We start from the raw sequence: 21,099 nt of genomic DNA on the forward strand, positions 1-21,099 counted from the left end.
TTTTTAAAGAAGCTTCATCTGCATGACTTCAACGATCTCCATTTCATTGACGCGTCTCCTGATTGACCCCAACAAAAAAAACAGTCGCTCGCATGAGCAACTGCTTGGTTTATACGCCGGTCCGTTTCTTCTGGTTGTTCGGCTTTTTCGTCAACTGGTTCGTCAACGGTTTTTGCTTCGTCCCACGAAGTCCTGTCGGCACTTTCGTTTCGTTCTGTTTCTTCTCGGCGAGTTTTTGCTTCATCGCCTCTTGGAAACTCAATTTCTTTTCACTCATATTATTCACCTCCAGCTTCGATCACTTTTACCCGACCGACCTGTCCATCGTTTAAGCGTACTTTAATGCCGTGCGGGTGACTTGGCGAGTTCGTCAAAATGTCTTTGACGACGCCTTTCGTCAACTTCCCGCTCCGCTGATCTTGTTTCAGGACGATCTGGACGTGGAGTCCTGGGCGAATGTCCGCGCGTTTCTTACCATCCATACCCGACACCCCTTTCCGTATAGTCAACCTCTATCATATGCTCTTTTCCCGCATTTGTCACAGTCTATTCAAACGGTCCGAGCTGACCAAGCGTTTTCGTCAAATAACTTTGATCGGTCGCAAACGTCGTCACGCCTTGTCCCCACGCGATTGAGACATCGACCCGTCCCCTTTCGAACGCAATCGTTAAAATCGTCCGGCCGCTCTCATTTTGAAGGTGGGCCTTACCGCTCAATTGCTCATACGCTTCGGTAAGGTCTCGTCCAAACGAGACATAGTCAGCCGTCCGGACCATTTCTGCGTCGCGAGCGAGGACGAGTTTTAGCGTCGTACGATTAGCCTCAGCAATGATGAATCGAACCGTGACGTCGTCGTTCCCGAGTTCGATCTGATGCATACTGATCCCCTCCTAAAAGACACCTCCCGAATGGAAGGTGTCTCGTCATTATAAGCGATATAACCGGGCTTCAAACGGCTTCAGCATGAACGTGTCTTGCTCGATCGGTTCCGGGTCCACCTCATTTGTCAAGACGAGTGTCGCCTCGTCAAGACCAGGCAACGTCGTCTCGGCCGGATTCGCCGTCAAGTTGACGAGCACATAAAAGCATTGTTGCTCGAACTTGCGCTCATACGCGAATACTTGCAGATGTTCCGGCACGAGATCGCGGTAACTTCCATACGTGAACGTCTCCTCGGCTCGGCGCAGTCGGATCATCGCCTTGTAGAACGACAGAATCGAGTTCACGTCTTTAGACTGTGCTTCCACGTTCAACGTCTCATATTCGGCATGGATCGGCATCCACGGGGTGGCTGACGAGAAGCCGCCGTGCAGCGAGGCGTCCCATTGCAACGGCGTCCGGACGTTGTCGCGCGACGTCCCCCACACGTGTTGCATCGAGTCGATTTCACTCATCCTGTTCGCGATCCGTTCGAAGTACTCGTTCTTTGTCGCGACGTCATCGTAGTCGTGAATCGATGGCAACGGCACGTTCTTCATACCGATTTCTTGCCCTTGATAGATGAACGGCGTCCCGTGCATGAAGAAGTACATCATTCCGAGCGCGGTCGCACTCTCGCGCCAATAATGGTTCTCGTCCCCGACGAGCGAGACGGCACGCACCATATCATGGTTCTCGATATAGAGGGCGTTCCACCCTGTTTCAAGCAATCCTTGTTGCCACTTGTCAAAAATACGTTTCAGTTCGACGACGTCAAGCGGGGCGAGCCGGGACTTGCGCATAATATCGACGTGGTCAAAATGGAACGCCATGTTCATCGCCCCGTTTTCCGGTCCCATCCACAGGTCGGCTGCTTTCGGCTCGATTCCGTTCGTCTCGCCGACCGTCATGATATCGTACTTGGCGAACGTCTCGCGCTTCATCTCTTGGAGATACTCGTGGATCCCCTCGATATTTGAATACATCGAGAACGCCGTGACGTGACGTTTGCCATCCGGGGAAGGCAACATCGTCTCGGTCGGCATCTTTTTAATGTGGCTGATCGCATCGACCCGGAACCCGTCGATTCCTTTATCGAGCCACCAGTTGATCATATCGTAGACCGCACCGCGCACTTCTTCGTTCTCCCAATTCAAGTCAGGCTGTTTTTTAGAGAACACGTGAAGGTAGTGCTGCTCGGTCGCCGCGTCATATTCCCAGGCCGAGCCGCCGAAAATGCTGGCCCAGTTGTTCGGTGGCTCGTCTTCTGATCCGTCTCGCCATATATACCAATCCCGCTTCGGGTTGTCTTTCGAACTTTTCGATTCGACGAACCATGGATGTTCGTCTGACGTATGGTTGACGACGAGGTCTAGCAATAGCTTCATCCCTCGCGCATGGACCGCGCTCAGCAGCGCATCGAAATCTTCCATCGTCCCGAACTCTTCCATAATGTCTTCGTAATCGCTGATGTCATAACCGTTGTCATCGTTCGGTGATTTGTACATCGGACAGAGCCAGATCACATCGATGCCGAGGTCTTCCAAGTAATCAAGTTTTTCGATAATGCCACGGAGGTCGCCGATGCCGTCCCCGTTCGAATCTTTGAAACTACGCGGGTATATTTGATAGGCGATGGCTTCTTTCCACCATGCCCGGGCGATGCCTTGCTTCTCACTTTGTCTGAACGCCGTCTCCATACGTCAAATTCCTCCTAAGCCTACGATTAGTATCAATGAAGGTACATACCACTGTTTGAGTAAATCTAATCTTACAATAGCATTAGTGCAAGCGTTTGCAAAGAAGTGCAAATAAAAATGCAGTCTTAGAGACTACATTTGTTCAACCGTCGTCACTTGTTCACAGAACGTACCGATCGCGTCGGCTAATCGACCGCGATCATGGTCCATCGTCGCCACATGGTACGATTGCTCCAAAACGATACGTTGCTTCGGCGCCTGAATTTTGTCATACAACCATATCGAATCTTCCGGCGGGACGACGTGGTCGACAGCGGAATGGATGACGCACGTCGGAACGTCCACGTCCGACACACGAGGCCGAACTTCCTCGATCAAAGCGAGCAATTCGCGAATGGCCGACGTCGGTACTTTGTCGTAGACGATCTCATACACGTCATTTGCCTTGATATCCGGCTCGTCCTCGTCGATGAAGCGACAGACGTCGTCAGCCGCATGGCACGCGTAGCCCGGTACAGACAACGCCGCGTTGATCGTGATGACGGCGTCGGCAAGGCCGGCGAGCGCGGCTTTCAAGGCGAGCGTCCCGCCCATCGATTGTCCGACGACGATGACGTCGCGACATCGCTCGCGCAAGAAGCGGATACCTGCTTCCATGCTCTCATACCAGCACTTGCTCGTCGAACATCTAAAGTCCTCGGGGTCGGTCCCGTGCCCCGTCAAGCGAGGGGCATACACTGTGAAGCCCTTTTCCATCAAGTCGATCCCGACATCGCGCACGCTTTGTGGCGTCCCATTAAAACCGTGACATAATAATATCCCGGTTTGATTCCCTTCATAATAAAATGTCCCCGCTCCCGGGATGACCGGATAAGTAGTCGTTGTCATTCGTTTCCTCCCTATTAATCCACAGTTAACCGATACACTTAATTTGTATTAATGAATTGTAAGAGTTCATGGCCTTGTCGTCAACCTAAAAGGGAAAAATCCAAAAACTCATTACCTTGTCATTAAAATGTAATAGGAACTTCGTGAAAAGGAGATTGAGTTCTAACGTCTGCTTAGTTATGTTTAACATGTAGTTGCAAAGTTGGTAAATGATAGTGAAATACACCAATCGATGGAGTCGTAACGAGCCATTTTCGTGGGTAATAGTCGATTAATGTAAGCGCTATCATTTCTCGTATTAACTAGGAGGGGGCTAAACGCTCAACAAGTGACCAAACGAATTGGGAAATCGTATCGGCCATCTACATACCAAAGGGAGACTACAACATGGGGAAACCAAAAGCACGTTCACTCAAACAAATGACCGGCCTCGCTTTATCAGCCGGACTGATCGTCAGCAGCATGACGCCGATCGCGGCAAACGTACAAGCCGAAACGTTGAACGCAGCAGACTTATTCATCTCGGAGTATATTGAAGGATCAAGCAACAACAAAGCGATTGAATTGTTCAACGGAACCGATTCAGCCATCGACCTCTCTGCCTACAAGCTCGAACTGTATTCAAACGGCGGGACGGCTCCTGGAACGACGCTCAACTTGACGGGGACCCTGCAACCGGGTGGCACGTATGTCATCGTCAACGGCAGTGCGAGTGAGGCGCTCAAGGCAAAATCAAATGCGACGAGCGGTGTGACGAATTTTAACGGTGATGACACGCTCGTCTTGAAAAAAGGTGACACTGTGCTCGACGTCTTCGGTCAAATCGGTGTCGACCCGGGCACAAAATGGGGAACAAGCGTCGCAACCGCTGACCAGACGTTGATTCGTAAAGATACGGTCACGACCGGAGATGCTAACGGTACGGATGCGTTCGATCCGGCCACCGAATGGACCTCGCTCCCGACCGATTCGTTCACGGATCTCGGTAAGCACACGTTCCAAGGTGTCGAGTATGGGGATGGCGGGTCGGAAGAACCACCGGCACCAGTGACACCAATCTCGATCAATGATGCCCGCACGAAAGCTGAAGGCGAGACGGTCACGATTAAAGGTGTCGTCACGGCAAAACTCGCCAATACGATTTCAATCCAAGACGCGACTGGCGGCCTATCGGTCCGACCGACTTCGCTCGCCGTCAACGTCGGTGACGAAGTCGTCGTCACGGGTGTCGTCGGTTCATATCGTGAACTCCTTCAATTGAACAGCGCCGTCGTCGTCTCGAAACAAACGTCAAACGTACCGACCGCACAAGTCGTCACGGGCGATCAAGTCAACGAAGACGTCGAGTCTGAACTCGTCACCGTGAACAACGTCACACTCTCAGGCAGCGGCCAAAACTTGACGGCGACAGACGGGACGAAAGAGTTTATCATCCGCGACGAGCGCGGCAGTCTCGACTTACAGACAGACGTCAATTACTCATCAATCACCGGGATCGTTCAACAGTTCGATGATGCCTATCAAATCATTCCGCGCGACACGTCTGACACGGTCATTGACGCATCTGTCCTCCGCCCTGCGACAGCGAAGCCAGGCGCCGGCACGTTCGTCGGACCTCAAGACGTGACGCTTTCGACGACGACTGCGGGCGCTGAGATCTATTACACGCTCGACGGGTCAGACCCGAAAGTGAACGGGACACGTTATACAAATCCAGTCCGTGTCGAAACGACGAAGACGCTCAAAGTCGCCGTCAAGTCAGGCGATGCGTTCAGCGCCGTGACGACGTACGACTATAAGATCACGGATAAGATCCGCATCCACGACATCCAAGGCGCGAGCCATACGTCACCGATGAACGGCCAAACGGTCGAAGGCGTCGAAGGAATCGTCACGTACACGTTCGTCTCGATGGGAACGACGTATTACTACATTCAAACACCGGACATGGAAGCAGACCAAGACGCACGCACGTCAGAAGGCATCATCTTGTATGGCGGCCGTTCGATCGCCGGCATTCAAGTCGGAGACCTCGTCAGCGTGAAAGGTGTCGTCAGCGAGTATGCGGTCGAAGGCTATAGCGATCGCCAACGGACAGATATGTTGATGACACAAATCGATACACGCAACGGACAAGTCGATGTCGTGAAGAGTGGCGTCACACTCCCGACGCCAGTGAAGATTGACGAGTCGAACTTACCGAACGAGTTTATCGACAGCGACGCCCTCGCCGTCTTCAATCCAGACAAAGGCGCCATCGATTTCTGGGAAAGCTTGGAAGGGATGCGCGTCGAGACCGGAAATCTCAAATCGGTGTCGCCGCAGCAGTACGGCGATCTCGTGACCGTTCTCGAAGGGACACCGACCGAGACGTTCAACGGCGGCGTGCTCCTCAAAAAAGACGACGCCAACCCGGAACGGATCCAGTTCCGTCTCGAACCGAACGCAGAAGCGCGTGAGTTCGATGTCGCGACCGGTGACCGTTTCAACGGACCGATCGTCGGTGTCGTCGGTTATTCATATGGAAACTACAAAATTCAAGCAGGTCTCGATGAGATGAAAGCTGCCTTCGTCAAAGGTGATGCCAAGCGTGAGACGACATTCATCGAGGCAGAAGAAGACAAGTTGACGATCGCTTCTTACAACCTCGAGAACTTCTCGAACAACGTGAAGGAGACGTCGGACGAGAAGGCGCTCAAACTGGCGAAAGCGTTCGTCGAAGAGTTGAACAACCCGGACATCATCGGCGTGACCGAAGTTCAAGACAACAACGGTCAAAGCACAGGAGATGCTGCAGCTGACCAAAGCTATCAACGCTTGATCGATGATATCGTCTCAATCGGAGGCAAGTCGTACAAGTACGTCAACATCGATCCGGAGAACAATCAAGATGGCGGCGCACCGAACGCCAACATTCGTGTCGGCTTCTTGTACAATCCGGAGCGCGTCTCGCTCACGGAAGGCATCCCTGCCGGTGACGCGACAACGGCTGTCGGTTACGAAAACGGAAAATTGACACATAACCCGGGCCGAATCGCGCCACTCGACCCAGCATTCAACAGCTCACGTAAGCCGCTCGCGGCCCAGTTCGACTTCCAAGGCGAGAACGTCGTCGTCATCGCCAACCACTGGAATTCAAAAGGCGGCGACACCGGCTTCTTCGGTTCACAACAGCCGGTCGTGCTCGGCAGTGAAGTGCAACGGAAAAAAATCGCACAACTCGTCCACAACTTCGTAGCGGACGTGAAAGCCGATAACCCGGATGCGAACGTCGTCGCCCTCGGTGACTTCAACGACTTCGAGTTCTCGGACGCGCTTCAAATCTTCAAAGGTGACTTGATGACGAACATGGTCGAGAAAGTCCCTGCCGTCGACCGTTACTCTTACGTCTACCAAGGGAACTCGCAAGTGCTCGACCACATCCTCGTGTCGAACCGTTTAGCGGCAACGACCGAGATCGATATGATCCACGTCAACGCCGACTTCACAGAGATGTCGGGCCGGGCCAGTGACCACGATCCGGTCCTCGCGCAAATCGACCTCACACCGGAACCCGTTGTCGACGTGAAACGCTACACGGTCGAGAACAATAAGGCTGCCCGTCTTGTCCTTCAAGACGACTTCATCGGCGTGACGATCGGTAAAGGGACGAACTTCAAGAACGGCATCTTCGTGCGTGGCGTTTACACGGAATTGACGGGTGACCCGCTCAAAAACGTCGTCGTTCAAGTGAAGCCGAAACAAGCCGGTGCCATCATCGACTTTAAAGGCGCGACCGTCAAAGAAGTCATCGTCGACGGGACGAACCTTGCGGAAATTCGTGGTGCCGAGAACGTCAAACGCATCACGTATACGAAAGGCGCGTCTACTAAAACAGTCGTCGTCAAAAAATAATGAATTCGACCGCAGACATCTCGTCTGCGGTTTTTTGCGTTTTCAATCTCAAAATTCGGGGATTAAGAAGAAGATGCTGATTATCGGAGGATGACGTCATGGAAATGCACAACGGGAACTTATATTGGCCAATCACTGAGTCGGAACAGATCGTCTTACAAAAACCGATCCAAAAAGAACAGTACGACGTGCTCGTCATCGGAGCCGGCATGTCCGGCACATTGACGGCTTACACGCTTTATAAGGACGGCATCGACTTCGCCGTCCTCGACAAAGGGAAAGTCGGAGCCGGAAGCACGGCGGCGAACACTGGGCTCATCCAGTATTCAAACGACATCATGTTGCATGAGCTCGCTGATCAGATCGGGGAAGTCGATGCCGTCCGCTTCTATAAATTATGTAGGGAGGCGGTCGATGCGCTCGACGAGGTCGCCGAGACCGTCGATGCAAAAGACGTCTACATCCGACGCGACAGCCTTTGCTTCGCGAGCGAGGAGGCAGATGTCTCCAAACTGAAACGTGAATATGAGATGCTCACCAAGCACGGGTTTGACGCTGAATGGCTTGATCAAACGGCACTCCAAGACCGGTTCCCATTTGATAAACCGGCCGCACTGATCACAAAAGGCGATGCTGAAGTCAACCCGCTCACGCTCAGCCGCCAAGTCGTTCGCCACCTATCGATGAACGACGTTCCGATTTTCGAGGAGACGGACGTGACGGAGGTCGTACCTGACGGAGACGTCTGGCTCGTCTTGACGCCAGACGGGACGTTCAAAGCTGGACACGTCATCTTCGCGACCGGTTACGGGCCGGCACCACTGCTCGACACCCATCGCATCGAGCTCAACCGTTCCTACGCCATCGCGACGAATCCAATCAAGGATTTCAAGGATTGGGACGGACAGGCGCTCATTTGGGAGACGAAGCGTCCTTACCTCTACTTGCGGACGACGGTCGATGGCCGGATCATCGCTGGTGGCCTCGACGAGGAAAAACCAGAGACACCTCATAGTGACGCGCTCATCCGTAATCGGGCCGAGCGGATTCGCCAAGAAGTCGCGGCGCTGTTCCCGATGTACGATTTGACAGTCGAATACGCTTGGGCAGCTCTGTTCGGTGAATCAATCGACCACCTGCCCTTCATCGGGGAACACCCGGACCGGAAAAACCTGTTCTACCTGCTCGGGTATGGCGGTAACGGTACGGTTTACAGCATGTTAGGTTCTAAAATCTTGAGTGATTTAGTGCGCGGCATCGACAATTCGGATGCACGGCTCGTACGATTAGATCGGACGCGTTAATCCCCTGGCGATCAGGGGATTTTTTCATACATAAGATTGGAAGTGATAACCATGAAATCGAAACGAAAACCGAAGTGGGTATATCGTCTGAGACGAGCGCTGCTGCTCGTCCCTGCCATCGCGTTCACCGCTTACGTGTGGCCGAATGACCCGCCGAAACAGAAAGACAAAACCGAGCAGATGTCTCAGCACGAAGCAACTTATACGATTGAAGCGAGCAAACCGATACATGAAGATGACGCGGTCCGCTATGAATACGATGTCGTCGTCCACGGACGTCCTGACGTCGAGACGCTCCAGTCCATCAGCCATGACGTCATGCGTGACGTGACCGAACGAGACACGTTCCAAGCCGCGTTGATCCGTTTTTATGATCACGAGGCGTATATTGGCACGGACTCTCCCCTCGGTCAGGCCGTCTACGCGCCAGGAGGCGACTGGTCGCTCGCCGAGACGGTCGAGGCCGGCGACTACGACGACATGGTGTTCGGTTGGCAACTTCGCGAGAAGGAATGGACCGGCCAACTATCTGAAGGCGAGGTACGTGTCTGGGAAGAGTGGAACAAGATTTACGAGGCGAAACAATCCAACGACCCTGATTTGAAAGCAAAAGTGACCCGGACCATCTCGACGAAATACGATCTCGAGCCTGAAAAAGTGCAGCATATCGTCTTGAAGCAGAGCGTTTGGGCAGCGTTGTGACACCTTTCGTTCACTAAACAAGCAGGACTTCCCTCCCCCAACGGCTAACTGTATGGGGCAGGGATTTTTTGCTGAATCGTGCTCCAGAAAGGACGACACTTTATGAGACGCTCCGTTATCGTCTTGGTTTTATTGCTCCTGATCAACATTAGTATTTCACCCGAAAACGTCGAAGCTGCGACGCCAGCCCCATATCAAGTAAGCGTCTCCGCCGGCACCATACTTTATCAATTTTCAGGCAAGACACTCATCCCGAAGACGACGCTAAAAAGCACGAAAATATTTCGAGCCGTCACGACATCGGGTGCCTACTATCGCCTCGTTGACGGAAGAACGACCTGGTACGTAAGGAAGCAAGATGGAAAACTGATTTCGACGAACCTATCGTTAACCGCGATTGCGGACTCGGCAAACACACGGCTTATTCACGAATACATGAGGACGCTGACGCGCGGACACATCCCCTACTATTACGACAAGCTGAAAGACTCGACTGCCATCGCCCGAGCCAACGCCGCCATAAAGGGGAATTGGTATATCCCATCACCACCCTATCAGTTGCGCGTCCCAAATATTGATACATATCGATTCGACAAGTACGTCCCAAACGTCGATTCAAACTCATTCAAGTTTCAAATTCACTATTTCACGACACTTAACCAACTGACGCAAGCTTACGCCGCCACCGGACAAGATGAGTATCTCCGTTACGGGAAGCGAATCATCTCGAGCTGGACGAAGCAATATCCGATTTCAGCCTATACGCGCCACCCATGGCCTTACCATGACCACGGTACCGCGATCCGTACGTTCCATTTGCTCAATTTTTGGAACGTATTCCGGACATCGCGTGTCAATACTGACCCAGCGTTCTCACAACTGTTTGCGAAAACACTTTATGAACACGCGACGCTCTTGGCGAAGACGAGCTTTTATAAACCGAATAACAACCACGGTATCTTTCAAGACATGGCGCTCTCGGCCGTTGCCGAGACGCATCGATCCTTTGACCGCTCTGCGGCTTGGCGAGGGCTTGCCACGACCCGACTGACGAGACAACTGAACCATAGTTTGAGTGCGGACGGCGTCCATCTCGAACACTCACCCTACTATCAAATCTATCTATATGACACACTCGCCCGCTTCAATGATTGGGCGTCGGCGAACCGCTTTGCGCTGTCGAGTCGAATGCGTGACGTGAAAGACATGCCGGTGGCGCTCACGTATATGCTCAAACCGAACGGCACGTTGCCGATGTTCGGCGACACACCGTCCATCACCCACCGAACGGACGCCATCCCTTACATTGAACGGTATCCCCACCTCCTCTATGCGATGACGGGAGGTAAGGCCGGAGTGCAGCCTACGGTCAAGGCAGGCCGACTGTCCAATCAATACGCATTCTTCAGGCAACATTGGGGAGGACGCTCCGGACCGTTCCAAGACGCCGTCCAAGTGACGATGACGGCTGGTTACCATAGCAACATCCATAAACATGCTGACGACCTGTCCATCGACTTGTACGGTTACGGCCGCGATTTCCTAGTCGAGAGCGGACGTTATGCGTACACGAAGCGTCCTGAACGGAACGTCGTGCTCCAAGCCGCTGCTCACAATACGGTTCACGTTGCCGGGCAAAGCTTCCGATTGATCCCGAGCAACTTGCGACGAAGCCAGATCACGTCGGTCGGGACCTCCTCGATTCAGTGGACGGCTTCCGCGACGAGCCAATTGATCGGGAACGGCATGTCGCACACTCGGCGTCTCGCCTATGACCGTGACGGGACGGTGCTCGTCTATGACCGGGTCACGAGTCCGGTGACCGAATCGTTCGTCCAGCGGTTCCATCTCGGTGTCGGATTGCACCGGGTGGCGAGTGGCAGTCGATACGCTTACTTCAAAGACGCGACTGGCCGCTCGCTCCATCTCCTGCAACTTGAGGTCGGCTCGATTCCAAAACTCGCCGTCGGGTCGAGTCACGTCTCGTACCGCGATTACGATTGGCAACAACGAAATCAAGTCGCGACAACAAAGCGCGGGAAAGGTGTGACGTACTTGACACTCCTTCACATCGGGGAAAAACCGACGAAAATCAGTTCCTACAAAATGGAGACGACCTCCCGCCACTATATCGTCCGATACACCTTATCAGATGGAACGACGAAGACGTTGTCGATGCTGCGCTAACCGACCCCCATTTTAAAATGGGGGTTTCTTCTCGTAGCGTTAGGGAAAAACCGTACAGTAGGTCAATCACGGCTTACGTCGGGAGAGCATACTTATGGGGAGGCAACATGATGGGGAATAAAAAAGAAGAACAGTTGAAACAACATACGATCGACAATGAACAAGCAGCAGGACTGACGACGAACCAAGGACTGAAGATGGCGGAGGATGAGTTCTCGCTCAAAGCGGGACTTCGGGGACCAACGCTCATCGAAGATTTCCACTTCCGTGAAAAAATGACGCACTTTGACCATGAACGGATTCCGGAACGGATCGTTCACGCGCGCGGCGTCGGTGCCCACGGTGAATTCCAAGTATACGAATCGCTCGCCGACTATACGAAAGCGGATTTCCTGAACGATCCTGCGAAAGTGACGCCTGTCTTCGTCCGCTTCTCGACGGTTCAAGGTTCACGCGGTTCCGGGGACACCGTCCGCGACGTCCGTGGTTTTGCGACGAAGTTTTATACGGACGAAGGCAACTATGACCTCGTCGGAAACAATATGCCGGTCTTCTTCATCCAAGACGCCATCAAATTCCCGGACCTCGTCCACGCGGTGAAACCTGAACCGCACACGGAAGTGCCGCAAGGCGGGAGTGCCCACGACACGTTCTGGGATTTCGTCGGCCAAAATCATGAGGCGGCTCACCACGTGATGTGGGCGATGAGCGACCGCGGCATCCCGCGCAGCCTGCGCATGATGGAAGGGTTCGGCGTTCACACGTTCCGACTCGTCAACAAGGAAGGGAAAGCCCATTTCGTCAAGTTCCATTGGAAACCGAAGCTCGGTGTCCACTCGCAAGTGTGGGACGAGGCGCAAAAGGCCGTCGGGAAAAACGCCGACTTCCACCGCGTCGACTTGTATGAGGCGATCGATAAAGGCGACTACCCGGAATGGGAACTCGGACTGCAGATGATCCCAGTCGAAGACGAGTTCAAGTTCGACTTCGATATTCTCGATCCGACCAAACTGTGGCCGGAAGAAGAGATCCCGGTCAAACTTGTCGGGAAGATGACGCTCAACCGGAACGTCGATAACTTCTTCGCCGAGACCGAACAGGTCGCATTCCATCCAGGGCACATCGTTCCCGGCATCGACTTCTCGAACGACCCGCTCCTGCAAGGGCGCTTGTTCTCCTACACAGATACACAGCTATCACGTCTCGGCGGACCGAACTTCCATCAGATCCCGATCAACAAACCGGTCTGTCCGTTCCATAACAATCAACGCGACGGCATGCATCAAATGTCGGTCCACAAAGGCCAGACGAGCTACCATAAAAACGCGCTCAACAACAATCAGCCAGCACCGGTGCCGGTCGACCAAGGTGGATTTGAGCATTACCAAGAGAAAGTCGATGGTCACAAAGTCCGTGGCCGCAGCGACAGCTTCCTCGACTTCTACTCACAAGCCAAAATGTTCTACAACAGCATGACCCCGGTCGAAAAGCAGCACATTCAAGACGCCTACAGCTTCGAGCTCGGCAAGTGTGAATCAGACATGGTGAAAGAAAACGCCGTCGACTTGTTGAACCGGATCGACCGTCACCTCGCCTCGGTCGTCGCCGACAACTTAGGCGTCGCACTGCCTGCCGAGAACAACGAAGTCGTCTCGGACAAAACATCGCCTGCCCTCAGCATGGCGGACACGATCTCGAAACCGGATACGAAGAGCGTCGCCGTCCTTCTCGCCGGTGATGTCGATGCCGCGCAAGTGAAGGCGTGGGTCCAAGCGCTCGCCGACAAAAAAGTGAACTATAGCCTCGTCGGGAAGAAATCGTACACGCTCGGTGACCTCAAAGTGAAAGAGACGTACGATACGGTCGACTCGAGCCTGTTCGACGCCGCTTTCCTCGTCAGCGCCGCGAGTTCGGTCGAAGACGACGTCCTCGAGTTTATCGAGAACACGTATAAACACTTCAAGCCGCTCGCTTTGCACTTACACGATGATTCAGTGCTCGATCAGTGCCGCGTCAAGACGGACCAACCTGGCGTCTACACGTTCAAACAGCACAGTCTCGACGGATTCGACACGTTCATCGACGGGATTGCCAAAGCCCGGTTCTGGGACCGCGCTTGACGATTCACGAACGGAAGGACTCAACTCGGTATTTTCGAGTCGAGTCCTTTTTTGTCCACCCTTCTTTTCCACGCCTGCAAACGTTATACTAGGTGGGGTATAAGTTGATGGAGGAGGAATCGTGTCATGCGAAATAAGATTGATTCATATGTGACCGACACCGAGCAACAACGCCGTCTGTATAAACGGACGTTGTTCGTCGTCGTGCTGTCTCAAATTTTCGGGGGTGCCGGCCTCGCCGCAGGCATAACCGTCGGGGCGCTCCTCGCCCGCGACCTGCTCGGGACCGATGCGTATGCGGGTGTACCGACGGCGCTGTTCACGCTCGGCTCTGCCGGCGCCGCGTTTCTGATCGGGATGATATCGCAACGGGTCGGACGCCGGTTCGGACTCGCGACCGGGTTCTTGACGGGATCCCTCGGTGCGTTCGGTGTCATCTTTGCCGCCGCGTTCGAGAGCGTACCGCTCTTGTTCGTGTCGCTCCTCATTTACGGGGCCGGGACGGCGAGTAACCTCCAGGCCCGTTACGCCGGAACGGATTTGGCGAATGCGACCGAACGGGCGACCGCGGTCAGTATCGCCATGGTATCGACGACGTTCGGTGCCGTCGCCGGACCGAACTTGGTCGAACCGATGGGGCGGGTTGCTGACGCCATCGGCATCCCGACGCTTTCTGGTCCGTTTTTACTCGCGGGAGCCGCCTACTTCGTGGCCGGTCTCATCTTGATCGTGTTTTTGAACCCTGACCCGCTCCTCGTCGCCCGAGCCATCGAATCGAAACGGAAGCAATCGACAGACGCGACGCAACGTCAACCCGAAGAAGTCCACTCTCGTCTTGGCGTGTACGTAGGTGCTTTCGTCATGGTGCTCAGCCAAATCGTCATGGTCGCCATCATGACGATGACACCTGTCCACATGCGGCAGCACGGCCATGAACTGAGCGCGGTCGGTCTCGTCATCGGCTTCCATATCGGTGCGATGTATTTACCCTCGCTCGTGACCGGCGTGCTCGTCGACAAAGTCGGCCGTGAAATCATGGCCATCGCTTCTGGGGTGACGTTATTCTTCGCAGGCGTCGTCGCGGCGTTCGCACCGGCCGACTCGCTGTTCTTGTTGATCGTCGGTCTCGTCTTGCTCGGTGTCGGTTGGAACTTTGGTCTCATCAGTGGGACGGCCATCTTGGTCGATGCGACGACACCCGAGACGAGAGCGAAGACGCAAGGATCGGTCGACGTCTGGATCGCCTTGTCCGGCGCCTCGGGCGGCATGCTGTCCGGTATCATCGCCTCCCAGTCGAGCTATTTGACGCTATCACTGCTCGGTGGGATCGTTTCACTCGTTCTCGTACCGATCGTCCTCTGGTACCGCCGCCACTTGATCTAATGAAAAACCGATCCGCTCACGCGAATCGGTTTTTCGTGCACAATGCGTCGTCTCTGACAAGCTCTCATCAATTTGCTATACTCCTTTAGTTATGTTTACTAACTATTTAGGTTCAAACAAATAAGGAGGCCTCATCGCCGATGCAATTGACCGCACAAAAATTATGGACGAAAGACTTCCTCATCATCTCACTCGTCAACTTCTTCTTGACGCTCATCTTTTTCCTGCTCATGGTAACGATCGGTGTCCACGCCGTTTCGACGTACGGCGCGACGACAAGTGAGGCCGGTCTCGTGACCGGGATCTTCATCATCGGTACGCTCGTCGGCCGGCTGTTCATCGGACGATTGATCGATTCGATCGGACGGCGCAAGACGCTGTTGATCGGGCTGACCTTCTTCACGGCCACGATCCTGCTCTATTTCGTCGACCTCGGCGTCGGCTTCCTACTGTTCACCCGCTTCGTGCACGGTCTCGGCATGGGTTTATCGAGCACAGCGACCGGCACGATCGTCGCACAGATCATTCCCGGAGCGAGAAAAGGTGAAGGTATCGGGTACTACAGCATGAGCTCGACGCTCGCCACCGCCATCGGCCCGTTCGTCGGCTTGCTGATGAGCCAATATACGAGTTTCTCGACCATCTTTATCGCTTGTCTCGTCGTCGGCGTCGTCAGTTTAGTGAGCGCCTTGTTCGTCACCGTTCCCGAGGCCGACAATCCGGAAATCGTTCGCGGGTTGTCACTTAAGGCGTTCGTCGAGCCGAAGGCGTTACCGATCGCGCTCATCATCGTGATCGCCGCGCTCAGCTTTTCGAGCGTCTTGTCTTACATCAACTTTTACGCGACCGAACTCGACCTCGTCGAAGCGGCGAGCGTCTTCTTCCTCGTCTATTCGATTTCCGTCCTGTTGTCGCGCCCGATCACGGGACGGCTCATGGACGCGCGTGGCGCCAACGTCGTCATGTATCCGGCCATCTTCATCTTCGCGGTCGGGCTGCTCGTCCTTAGCCAAGCGACGAGCGCTTTGGGCCTTTTACTCGCCGGCGCGTTGATCGGGCTCGGCTTCGGCAATATCCAGTCCGGTACACAGGCCATCGCCGTCAAGGCGGCCTCACCTGGACGGATGGGGATGGCGACGTCGACGTTCTTCATCGCCCTCGACGCCGGGCTCGGTTTCGGTCCCTACTTCATCGGGCTACTCATCCCGCTGACCGGTTTCTCTACCATCTATCTGTTGCTCGCCGGGGTCGTCGCCTTCACGATTTTCTTGTATTACGTGATGAACGGCCGCCAAGAACGGGACCGTCTCAAACAAGCTGCCTGACAGGACTTTCACAGTCCTGTCTTTTTTGGAATGTTCACACATCTTTTTATGAATGTTGTAATATAAGAATGACGTGTCAAAAATTCGACTGAAATGAGGGACATTATGCGCGCCGACCAGACGATCCAACACCATTCTTCCATCCTGCTCCAGACGTTCGACAAAATCTCGGATTTTGTGTTCTTCATGGAAGTGGACGGTTCCACCTATCGCTATGTATTTGTGAACGAGCCGGGGAAGCAGGCCATCGGTTGGACAGACGCTGACGTCGGAAAGTGTGTCGGCGACATGGTTCCGGCCGAGACAGCCGCACTCATCACCCACCATTATGACGAGGCGATTCGCGCACGAAAGAGCATCGTCTATGAAGACTGCCGCCTCGCTGATTCGTTCTACTCAGAAACACTCGAGTACCAAGATGTGATCTTGTTGCCGCTTCATTATTTCGAGTCGGAAGTGACGCCGGTATTTGACGAATCCGGTGCCTGCACCCACGTCATCTCGGTCGTTCGGGAAGTGACGGAGCGGAAACGGCGTGAGCTCGAGCTATCGATTTTACGTGACCAGCATGAGTCGTTGCGCCGCTACTCGCCCCACGGCATTTTCGTGCTCGACCCCGAACTTCGGGTCAAGTCGATCAATCCTGCCGTCACAAACATCACCGGCTATTGCGAGGCCGACTTCATCAACCGTTCGTTCCTCGACTGGCTGCCGGACTCGGAACAACCGCTCGTCTGCGAAGGACTCCAGTTCGCCTTATCCGGAAAGCCCCACAAGTACGGGGTCACGGCGCATCAAAAGACGGGTGAAGCGCTCGACCTCGCCGTCTTGAACATCCCGATCGAAATCGGCGGCAACATCACCGGCCTGTTCGCCATCATCATCGACCATACGCCGGAGAAGACCGCCGAACGAGCTTTACAAGAGAGCGAACGACGCTATCGCCAGCTCATCGAGACGATTCCAGAAGGGATCATCGTCCATAAAGACGGCCTGATTTTATATGCGAACGCCGTGGCGTTAGAGACGATCGGGGAGACGTATATCGAGAGCGAATCCATCTTTACATATATCGCTGCCGAATACCATGAGGCGACGAGGAAACGCCTTTCTGCCTTGCAGCTCGGTGATCCTGTCCAAGACACGGAAATCGTCCTTGTCACGCCGTCCGGTCAGCACTTACACATAGATATCGGCAGTCTATTGATTGATTATGAAGGGGCGACCGCTGTGATGACCGTCCTGCGTGATATGACCGAGAAACGAGAGATGGAACGGGCGTTACGCCAAAGTGAGACCCAGTACCGGCTGATCACGGAAAACATGAGTGACCTCGTCTGTATCCTCGAGCGCGACGGCCGTGTCCGCTACGCCTCGCCGTCCCACCAGAGCGTCCTCGGCTATGCGCCTGCGGTTTACGAAGGTAAGAATACGCTCGACTTCATCCACCCGGAAGACGTCACGCCGACGAGACAACAGCTCAAAGCGATGATGGCTGGCAGTGAGCCGCTCACTCTCGAGTTTCGTCACCTACACCACGATGGCAGATGGATTTGGCTCGAGACGAAAATTCAGGCTATCTATGAAGAAGCGACGTTGCTGCACTATTTAACGGTCACCCGTGAGATCATGCAGCGTAAAGTACTCGAGAAACAACTAAAACACTTAGCCTACCACGATACGCTGACCGAGCTCCCGAACCGCCGTTACTTCTTGGCTTACTTAGAAGAGGCACTCTCGAGGGTCGAAGAGGACGGCGAGGAGCTGGCCATCCTCTCGCTCGATATCGATCATTTCAAACAGATCAACGACACGCTCGGACATGACGTCGGTGACGAGCTGCTGCGACAGTTCTCACTCCGTCTCACCCAGGCGCTACGGAAACAAGACGTGATCGCCCGCTTCGGCGGCGACGAGTTCTCTGTATTGATCCGCTATACCGATTTGTCAGCACCTGACCGGGTCGCCGACAAGCTGATCGCTTCGCTCCAGCACCCGTGGCAGATCGAAGGCCACACGTTCGTCACGACGTCGAGTGTCGGTGTCGCTCGTTACCAATCAGGCATGACAAAGAAACGATTGCTCAAGCAAGCCGATCTCGCACTTTATGAAGCCAAGTCGAACGGCCGCAACCGATATGTGATGTTTCAAGACCGCTGACTAGCGGTCTTTTTTCACGTGAAACATTAACACTCTTAACCTAAACACGAACATTAAGACTATAAATAACGTTATTGTATTGAAAATATACATTTTTTCGCTACATCCCTTTGACTTTCATCAAAAAATGCGTTACATTACCGAATGGGCGAAGTATTTCTAGACAACTCAATTAAAATGTTCGTAAATAGGGGTGCAAACGATGGATAAAGTGTTTGATTATGAAGATATTCAATTGATTCCGGCAAAATGTGTCGTCGATAGTCGGTCAGAATGTGACGCGAGCGTCACGCTCGGCGGCCTCACGTTCCGCCTTCCGGTCGTCCCGGCGAACATGCAGACGATCATCGATGAGAAGGTGGCGCTCTCGCTCGCTGAGAACGGCTACTTCTACATCATGCATCGGTTCAATCCGGAAACGCGGCTACGATTCATCGAAGACATGCACGGACGTGGCCTGTACGCGTCAATCAGTGTCGGCGTGAAAGAAGACGAGTATCGGTTCGTCGAACAGCTCGCCGAAGCGGGACATACACCAGAATTCATCACGATCGACATCGCACACGGTCATTCGAACGCGGTCATCCGGATGATCCAACACATCAAACAGCATCTTCCGGGCTCGTTCGTCATCGCCGGGAACGTCGGGACACCGGAAGCGGTCCGTGAGCTCGAGCATGCCGGGGCGGACGCGACGAAAGTCGGCATCGGACCGGGCAAAGTGTGCATCACGAAAATCAAGACCGGCTTCGGGACAGGCGGTTGGCAACTCGCCGCGCTCCGCTGGTGTGCCAAGGCGGCGACGAAACCGATCATCGCGGATGGGGGCATCCGCACGCACGGCGACATCGCCAAATCGGTCCGTTTCGGGGCGTCGATGGTCATGATCGGCTCACTGTTCGCCGGTCACGACGAGTCTCCGGGGGAGACGTTCGAGCAGGACGGGAAACTGCTCAAAGAATACTTCGGGTCGGCTTCTGAATTCCAAAAAGGGGAACGGAAAAACGTCGAAGGCAAGAAAGTGTTCGTCGAGCACAAAGGGGCGCTTCAAGACACGTTGACCGAGATGGAGCAAGACCTCCAGTCGGCCATCTCATACTCGGGTGGGAACAATCTCGACGCGTTACGTACCGTCGATTACGTCATGGTGAAAAACTCAATCTTCAACGGGGATAAAGTGTACTGAAAAAGGCGACTCGCGCGAGTCGCCTTTTTCATGCATCGGTCAAACGTTTCGTCATCATGTAGTAGTCAGAGCCCGGGGGATAGTCGTGGATGACGCCGGCCACCTCGTAGCCGAAACGTTCATAAAACGCTTTCGCCTGAAACGAAAATGTCGTCAGCTTTACTTGCGTGGCGCCGAGTGCGCGGGCATGACGCTCACCTTCCTCGAGAAGTCGTGTCCCAATCCGCTCACCGGCATGGTTGGAGTCGACCCATAACCGGTCAAGGTCGAACCAGCCCCAGTAGACGCTACCGAACAGTCCGGCTATCACTTGACCGTCACGCTCCACTTTCAACTGGACGACCGGGACGTCGGCATTGCGGATCGCCCGGTGATGCGCTGAATGAACATCGTTGAACGCACGCAACCGACTCGTCAAAAACTGTTGGAACGCCTCGTCGTCTTCACGGATGCGGATGATGTCCATCACGCTTCACCACCTGACCCGTTCACAAAAAACGTGATCAGTTCTTGCTCTTCTTCGTCAACCAGACGACCGGTCAAGCGTTCGTATTGAGCCGTTATCAACTCTTTATTTCCCGGGAAATCGAGGCTGATTCGCGCTAGAATCCGTAACGTATCACGGTCTTTCTCATACTCCGCCCGCGTCGCCACTTGACCGTGCGACCAGACGTACGCCTCGGCCTCGAACGTGTCGAGGACGCTCAACAACCGTAGCGTCTCCCCGGCCGTCATCCGCCAAGACGGGGCATACAAGTTCGCATATAGCGCGTCCCCTAAAAACAGCACTTTCTCTTCCGGGATATAGGCGACGATCGCGTCGGCCGTATGATCGCCCCCGACGTGTTTCAACAAGACGTGGACGCCACCGAGGTCGAGCGTCAATGTGTCGTCGAACGTCACGGTCGGTAGGACGACTTGCATCGAGCGGGTGTCCCCGAACTCGAGCCGGATCGCCTCCGCACAAAAGGCGATCTCGATGCCGCTCTCGACGCGTTCATCGAGCGACTTGTCGTCCCAGTTGTATGGCATGAGACGCTCCATCCTCGCTTTCGTCGCCCTACTTGCGACCGAGACGGTATCTGGTAACGCCGACAGACCGAAGATGTGGTCCCAGTGCCAGTGCGTCAACGCGACGAGCGAGGGACGGCTGATCCCCCGCTCGGCCAAGGCGTCTAAAAATAAGTTCGCGTGGGCCTCGGAATTGCCCGCATCGATCATGAGCGTATGGGTGTCCCCGACGACCGCGCCGATGATTGGCCGGTCCGTCTCACTAACGGGCGTCATATACCAAAAGCGGTCTGAGTAGCGTTTTAACGTCTGCATGAGCC

General features: G+C 54.3%; 16 protein-coding genes. 9 read left to right on the forward strand and 7 right to left on the reverse strand.

The window, feature by feature from the left end; all coding sequences use genetic code 11:
* Window positions 1-109 precede the first annotated feature (109 nt).
* From EVJ32_RS16290 to EVJ32_RS08385, 5 genes are all read right to left on the reverse strand, one after another.
* A complete protein-coding gene (locus EVJ32_RS16290) occupies window positions 110-277 on the reverse strand; it encodes a hypothetical protein (protein ID WP_016507944.1) in 168 nt (55 codons plus the stop codon).
* Window position 278: 1 nt separating this feature from the next.
* Window positions 279-482 carry a YwbE family protein gene (locus EVJ32_RS08370; RefSeq protein ID WP_016508010.1) on the reverse strand — a complete coding sequence of 68 codons (204 nt, stop codon included), beginning with the start codon at window positions 480-482 and terminating at the stop codon, window positions 279-281.
* A gap of 64 nt (window positions 483-546) precedes the next feature.
* The gene (locus tag EVJ32_RS08375; RefSeq protein ID WP_131457863.1) at window positions 547-879 is read right to left on the reverse strand and encodes a hypothetical protein; all 333 of its coding nucleotides are present in this window, start codon (window positions 877-879) and stop codon (window positions 547-549) included.
* Between the two features lie 48 nt (window positions 880-927).
* The gene (locus EVJ32_RS08380) at window positions 928-2,583 is read right to left on the reverse strand and encodes a glycoside hydrolase family 13 protein (RefSeq protein ID WP_131457888.1); all 1,656 of its coding nucleotides are present in this window, start codon (window positions 2,581-2,583) and stop codon (window positions 928-930) included.
* 168 nt (window positions 2,584-2,751) lie between these two features.
* Entirely contained in the window at window positions 2,752-3,507 is a 756-nt protein-coding gene (locus EVJ32_RS08385; protein WP_131457864.1) for an alpha/beta hydrolase, read from the reverse strand.
* A 387-nt stretch (window positions 3,508-3,894) separates the two neighbouring features.
* Here EVJ32_RS08385 and EVJ32_RS08390 point away from each other — a divergent pair, with 387 nt between their 5' ends.
* From EVJ32_RS08390 to guaC, 9 genes are all read left to right on the forward strand, one after another.
* Entirely contained in the window at window positions 3,895-7,401 is a 3,507-nt protein-coding gene (locus tag EVJ32_RS08390; protein ID WP_131457865.1) for a chitobiase/beta-hexosaminidase C-terminal domain-containing protein, read from the forward strand.
* A gap of 98 nt (window positions 7,402-7,499) precedes the next feature.
* Window positions 7,500-8,705 (forward strand): NAD(P)/FAD-dependent oxidoreductase, encoded by a 1,206-nt coding sequence (locus tag EVJ32_RS08395; RefSeq protein WP_131457866.1) that lies wholly within the window; start codon window positions 7,500-7,502, stop codon window positions 8,703-8,705.
* A gap of 51 nt (window positions 8,706-8,756) precedes the next feature.
* A complete protein-coding gene (locus EVJ32_RS08400; protein WP_131457867.1) occupies window positions 8,757-9,407 on the forward strand; it encodes a hypothetical protein in 651 nt (216 codons plus the stop codon).
* A gap of 102 nt (window positions 9,408-9,509) precedes the next feature.
* A complete protein-coding gene (locus EVJ32_RS08405; protein ID WP_131457868.1) occupies window positions 9,510-11,594 on the forward strand; it encodes a heparinase II/III family protein in 2,085 nt (694 codons plus the stop codon).
* 110 nt (window positions 11,595-11,704) lie between these two features.
* Window positions 11,705-13,714 (forward strand): catalase, encoded by a 2,010-nt coding sequence (locus EVJ32_RS08410; RefSeq protein ID WP_131457869.1) that lies wholly within the window; start codon window positions 11,705-11,707, stop codon window positions 13,712-13,714.
* A 126-nt stretch (window positions 13,715-13,840) separates the two neighbouring features.
* The gene (locus tag EVJ32_RS08415) at window positions 13,841-15,097 is read left to right on the forward strand and encodes an MFS transporter (RefSeq protein ID WP_070328033.1); all 1,257 of its coding nucleotides are present in this window, start codon (window positions 13,841-13,843) and stop codon (window positions 15,095-15,097) included.
* A gap of 140 nt (window positions 15,098-15,237) precedes the next feature.
* A complete protein-coding gene (locus EVJ32_RS08420) occupies window positions 15,238-16,422 on the forward strand; it encodes an MFS transporter (protein ID WP_131457870.1) in 1,185 nt (394 codons plus the stop codon).
* Between the two features lie 105 nt (window positions 16,423-16,527).
* Window positions 16,528-18,582 carry a PAS domain S-box protein gene (locus tag EVJ32_RS08425; RefSeq protein ID WP_131457871.1) on the forward strand — a complete coding sequence of 685 codons (2,055 nt, stop codon included), beginning with the start codon at window positions 16,528-16,530 and terminating at the stop codon, window positions 18,580-18,582.
* A gap of 202 nt (window positions 18,583-18,784) precedes the next feature.
* Entirely contained in the window at window positions 18,785-19,768 is a 984-nt protein-coding gene (gene guaC / locus EVJ32_RS08430; RefSeq protein WP_131457872.1) for a GMP reductase, read from the forward strand.
* Between the two features lie 28 nt (window positions 19,769-19,796).
* On the opposite strand, the gene EVJ32_RS08435 is transcribed toward guaC, so the two are convergent.
* Complete coding sequence (locus EVJ32_RS08435) at window positions 19,797-20,234, reverse strand: GNAT family N-acetyltransferase (protein ID WP_236636096.1); 438 nt, start codon at window positions 20,232-20,234, stop codon at window positions 19,797-19,799.
* Window positions 20,234-21,094: an MBL fold metallo-hydrolase gene (locus EVJ32_RS08440; RefSeq protein ID WP_131457874.1), complete on the reverse strand. Its 861-nt coding sequence runs from the start codon at window positions 21,092-21,094 to the stop codon at window positions 20,234-20,236. The genes EVJ32_RS08435 and EVJ32_RS08440 overlap by 1 nt, the downstream gene beginning before the upstream one ends.
* Window positions 21,095-21,099 lie beyond the last annotated feature (5 nt).

The sequence above is a fragment of the Exiguobacterium sp. SH5S4 genome, from assembly GCF_004337045.1.
GTDB lineage: Bacteria > Bacillota > Bacilli > Exiguobacteriales > Exiguobacteriaceae > Exiguobacterium > Exiguobacterium aurantiacum_A.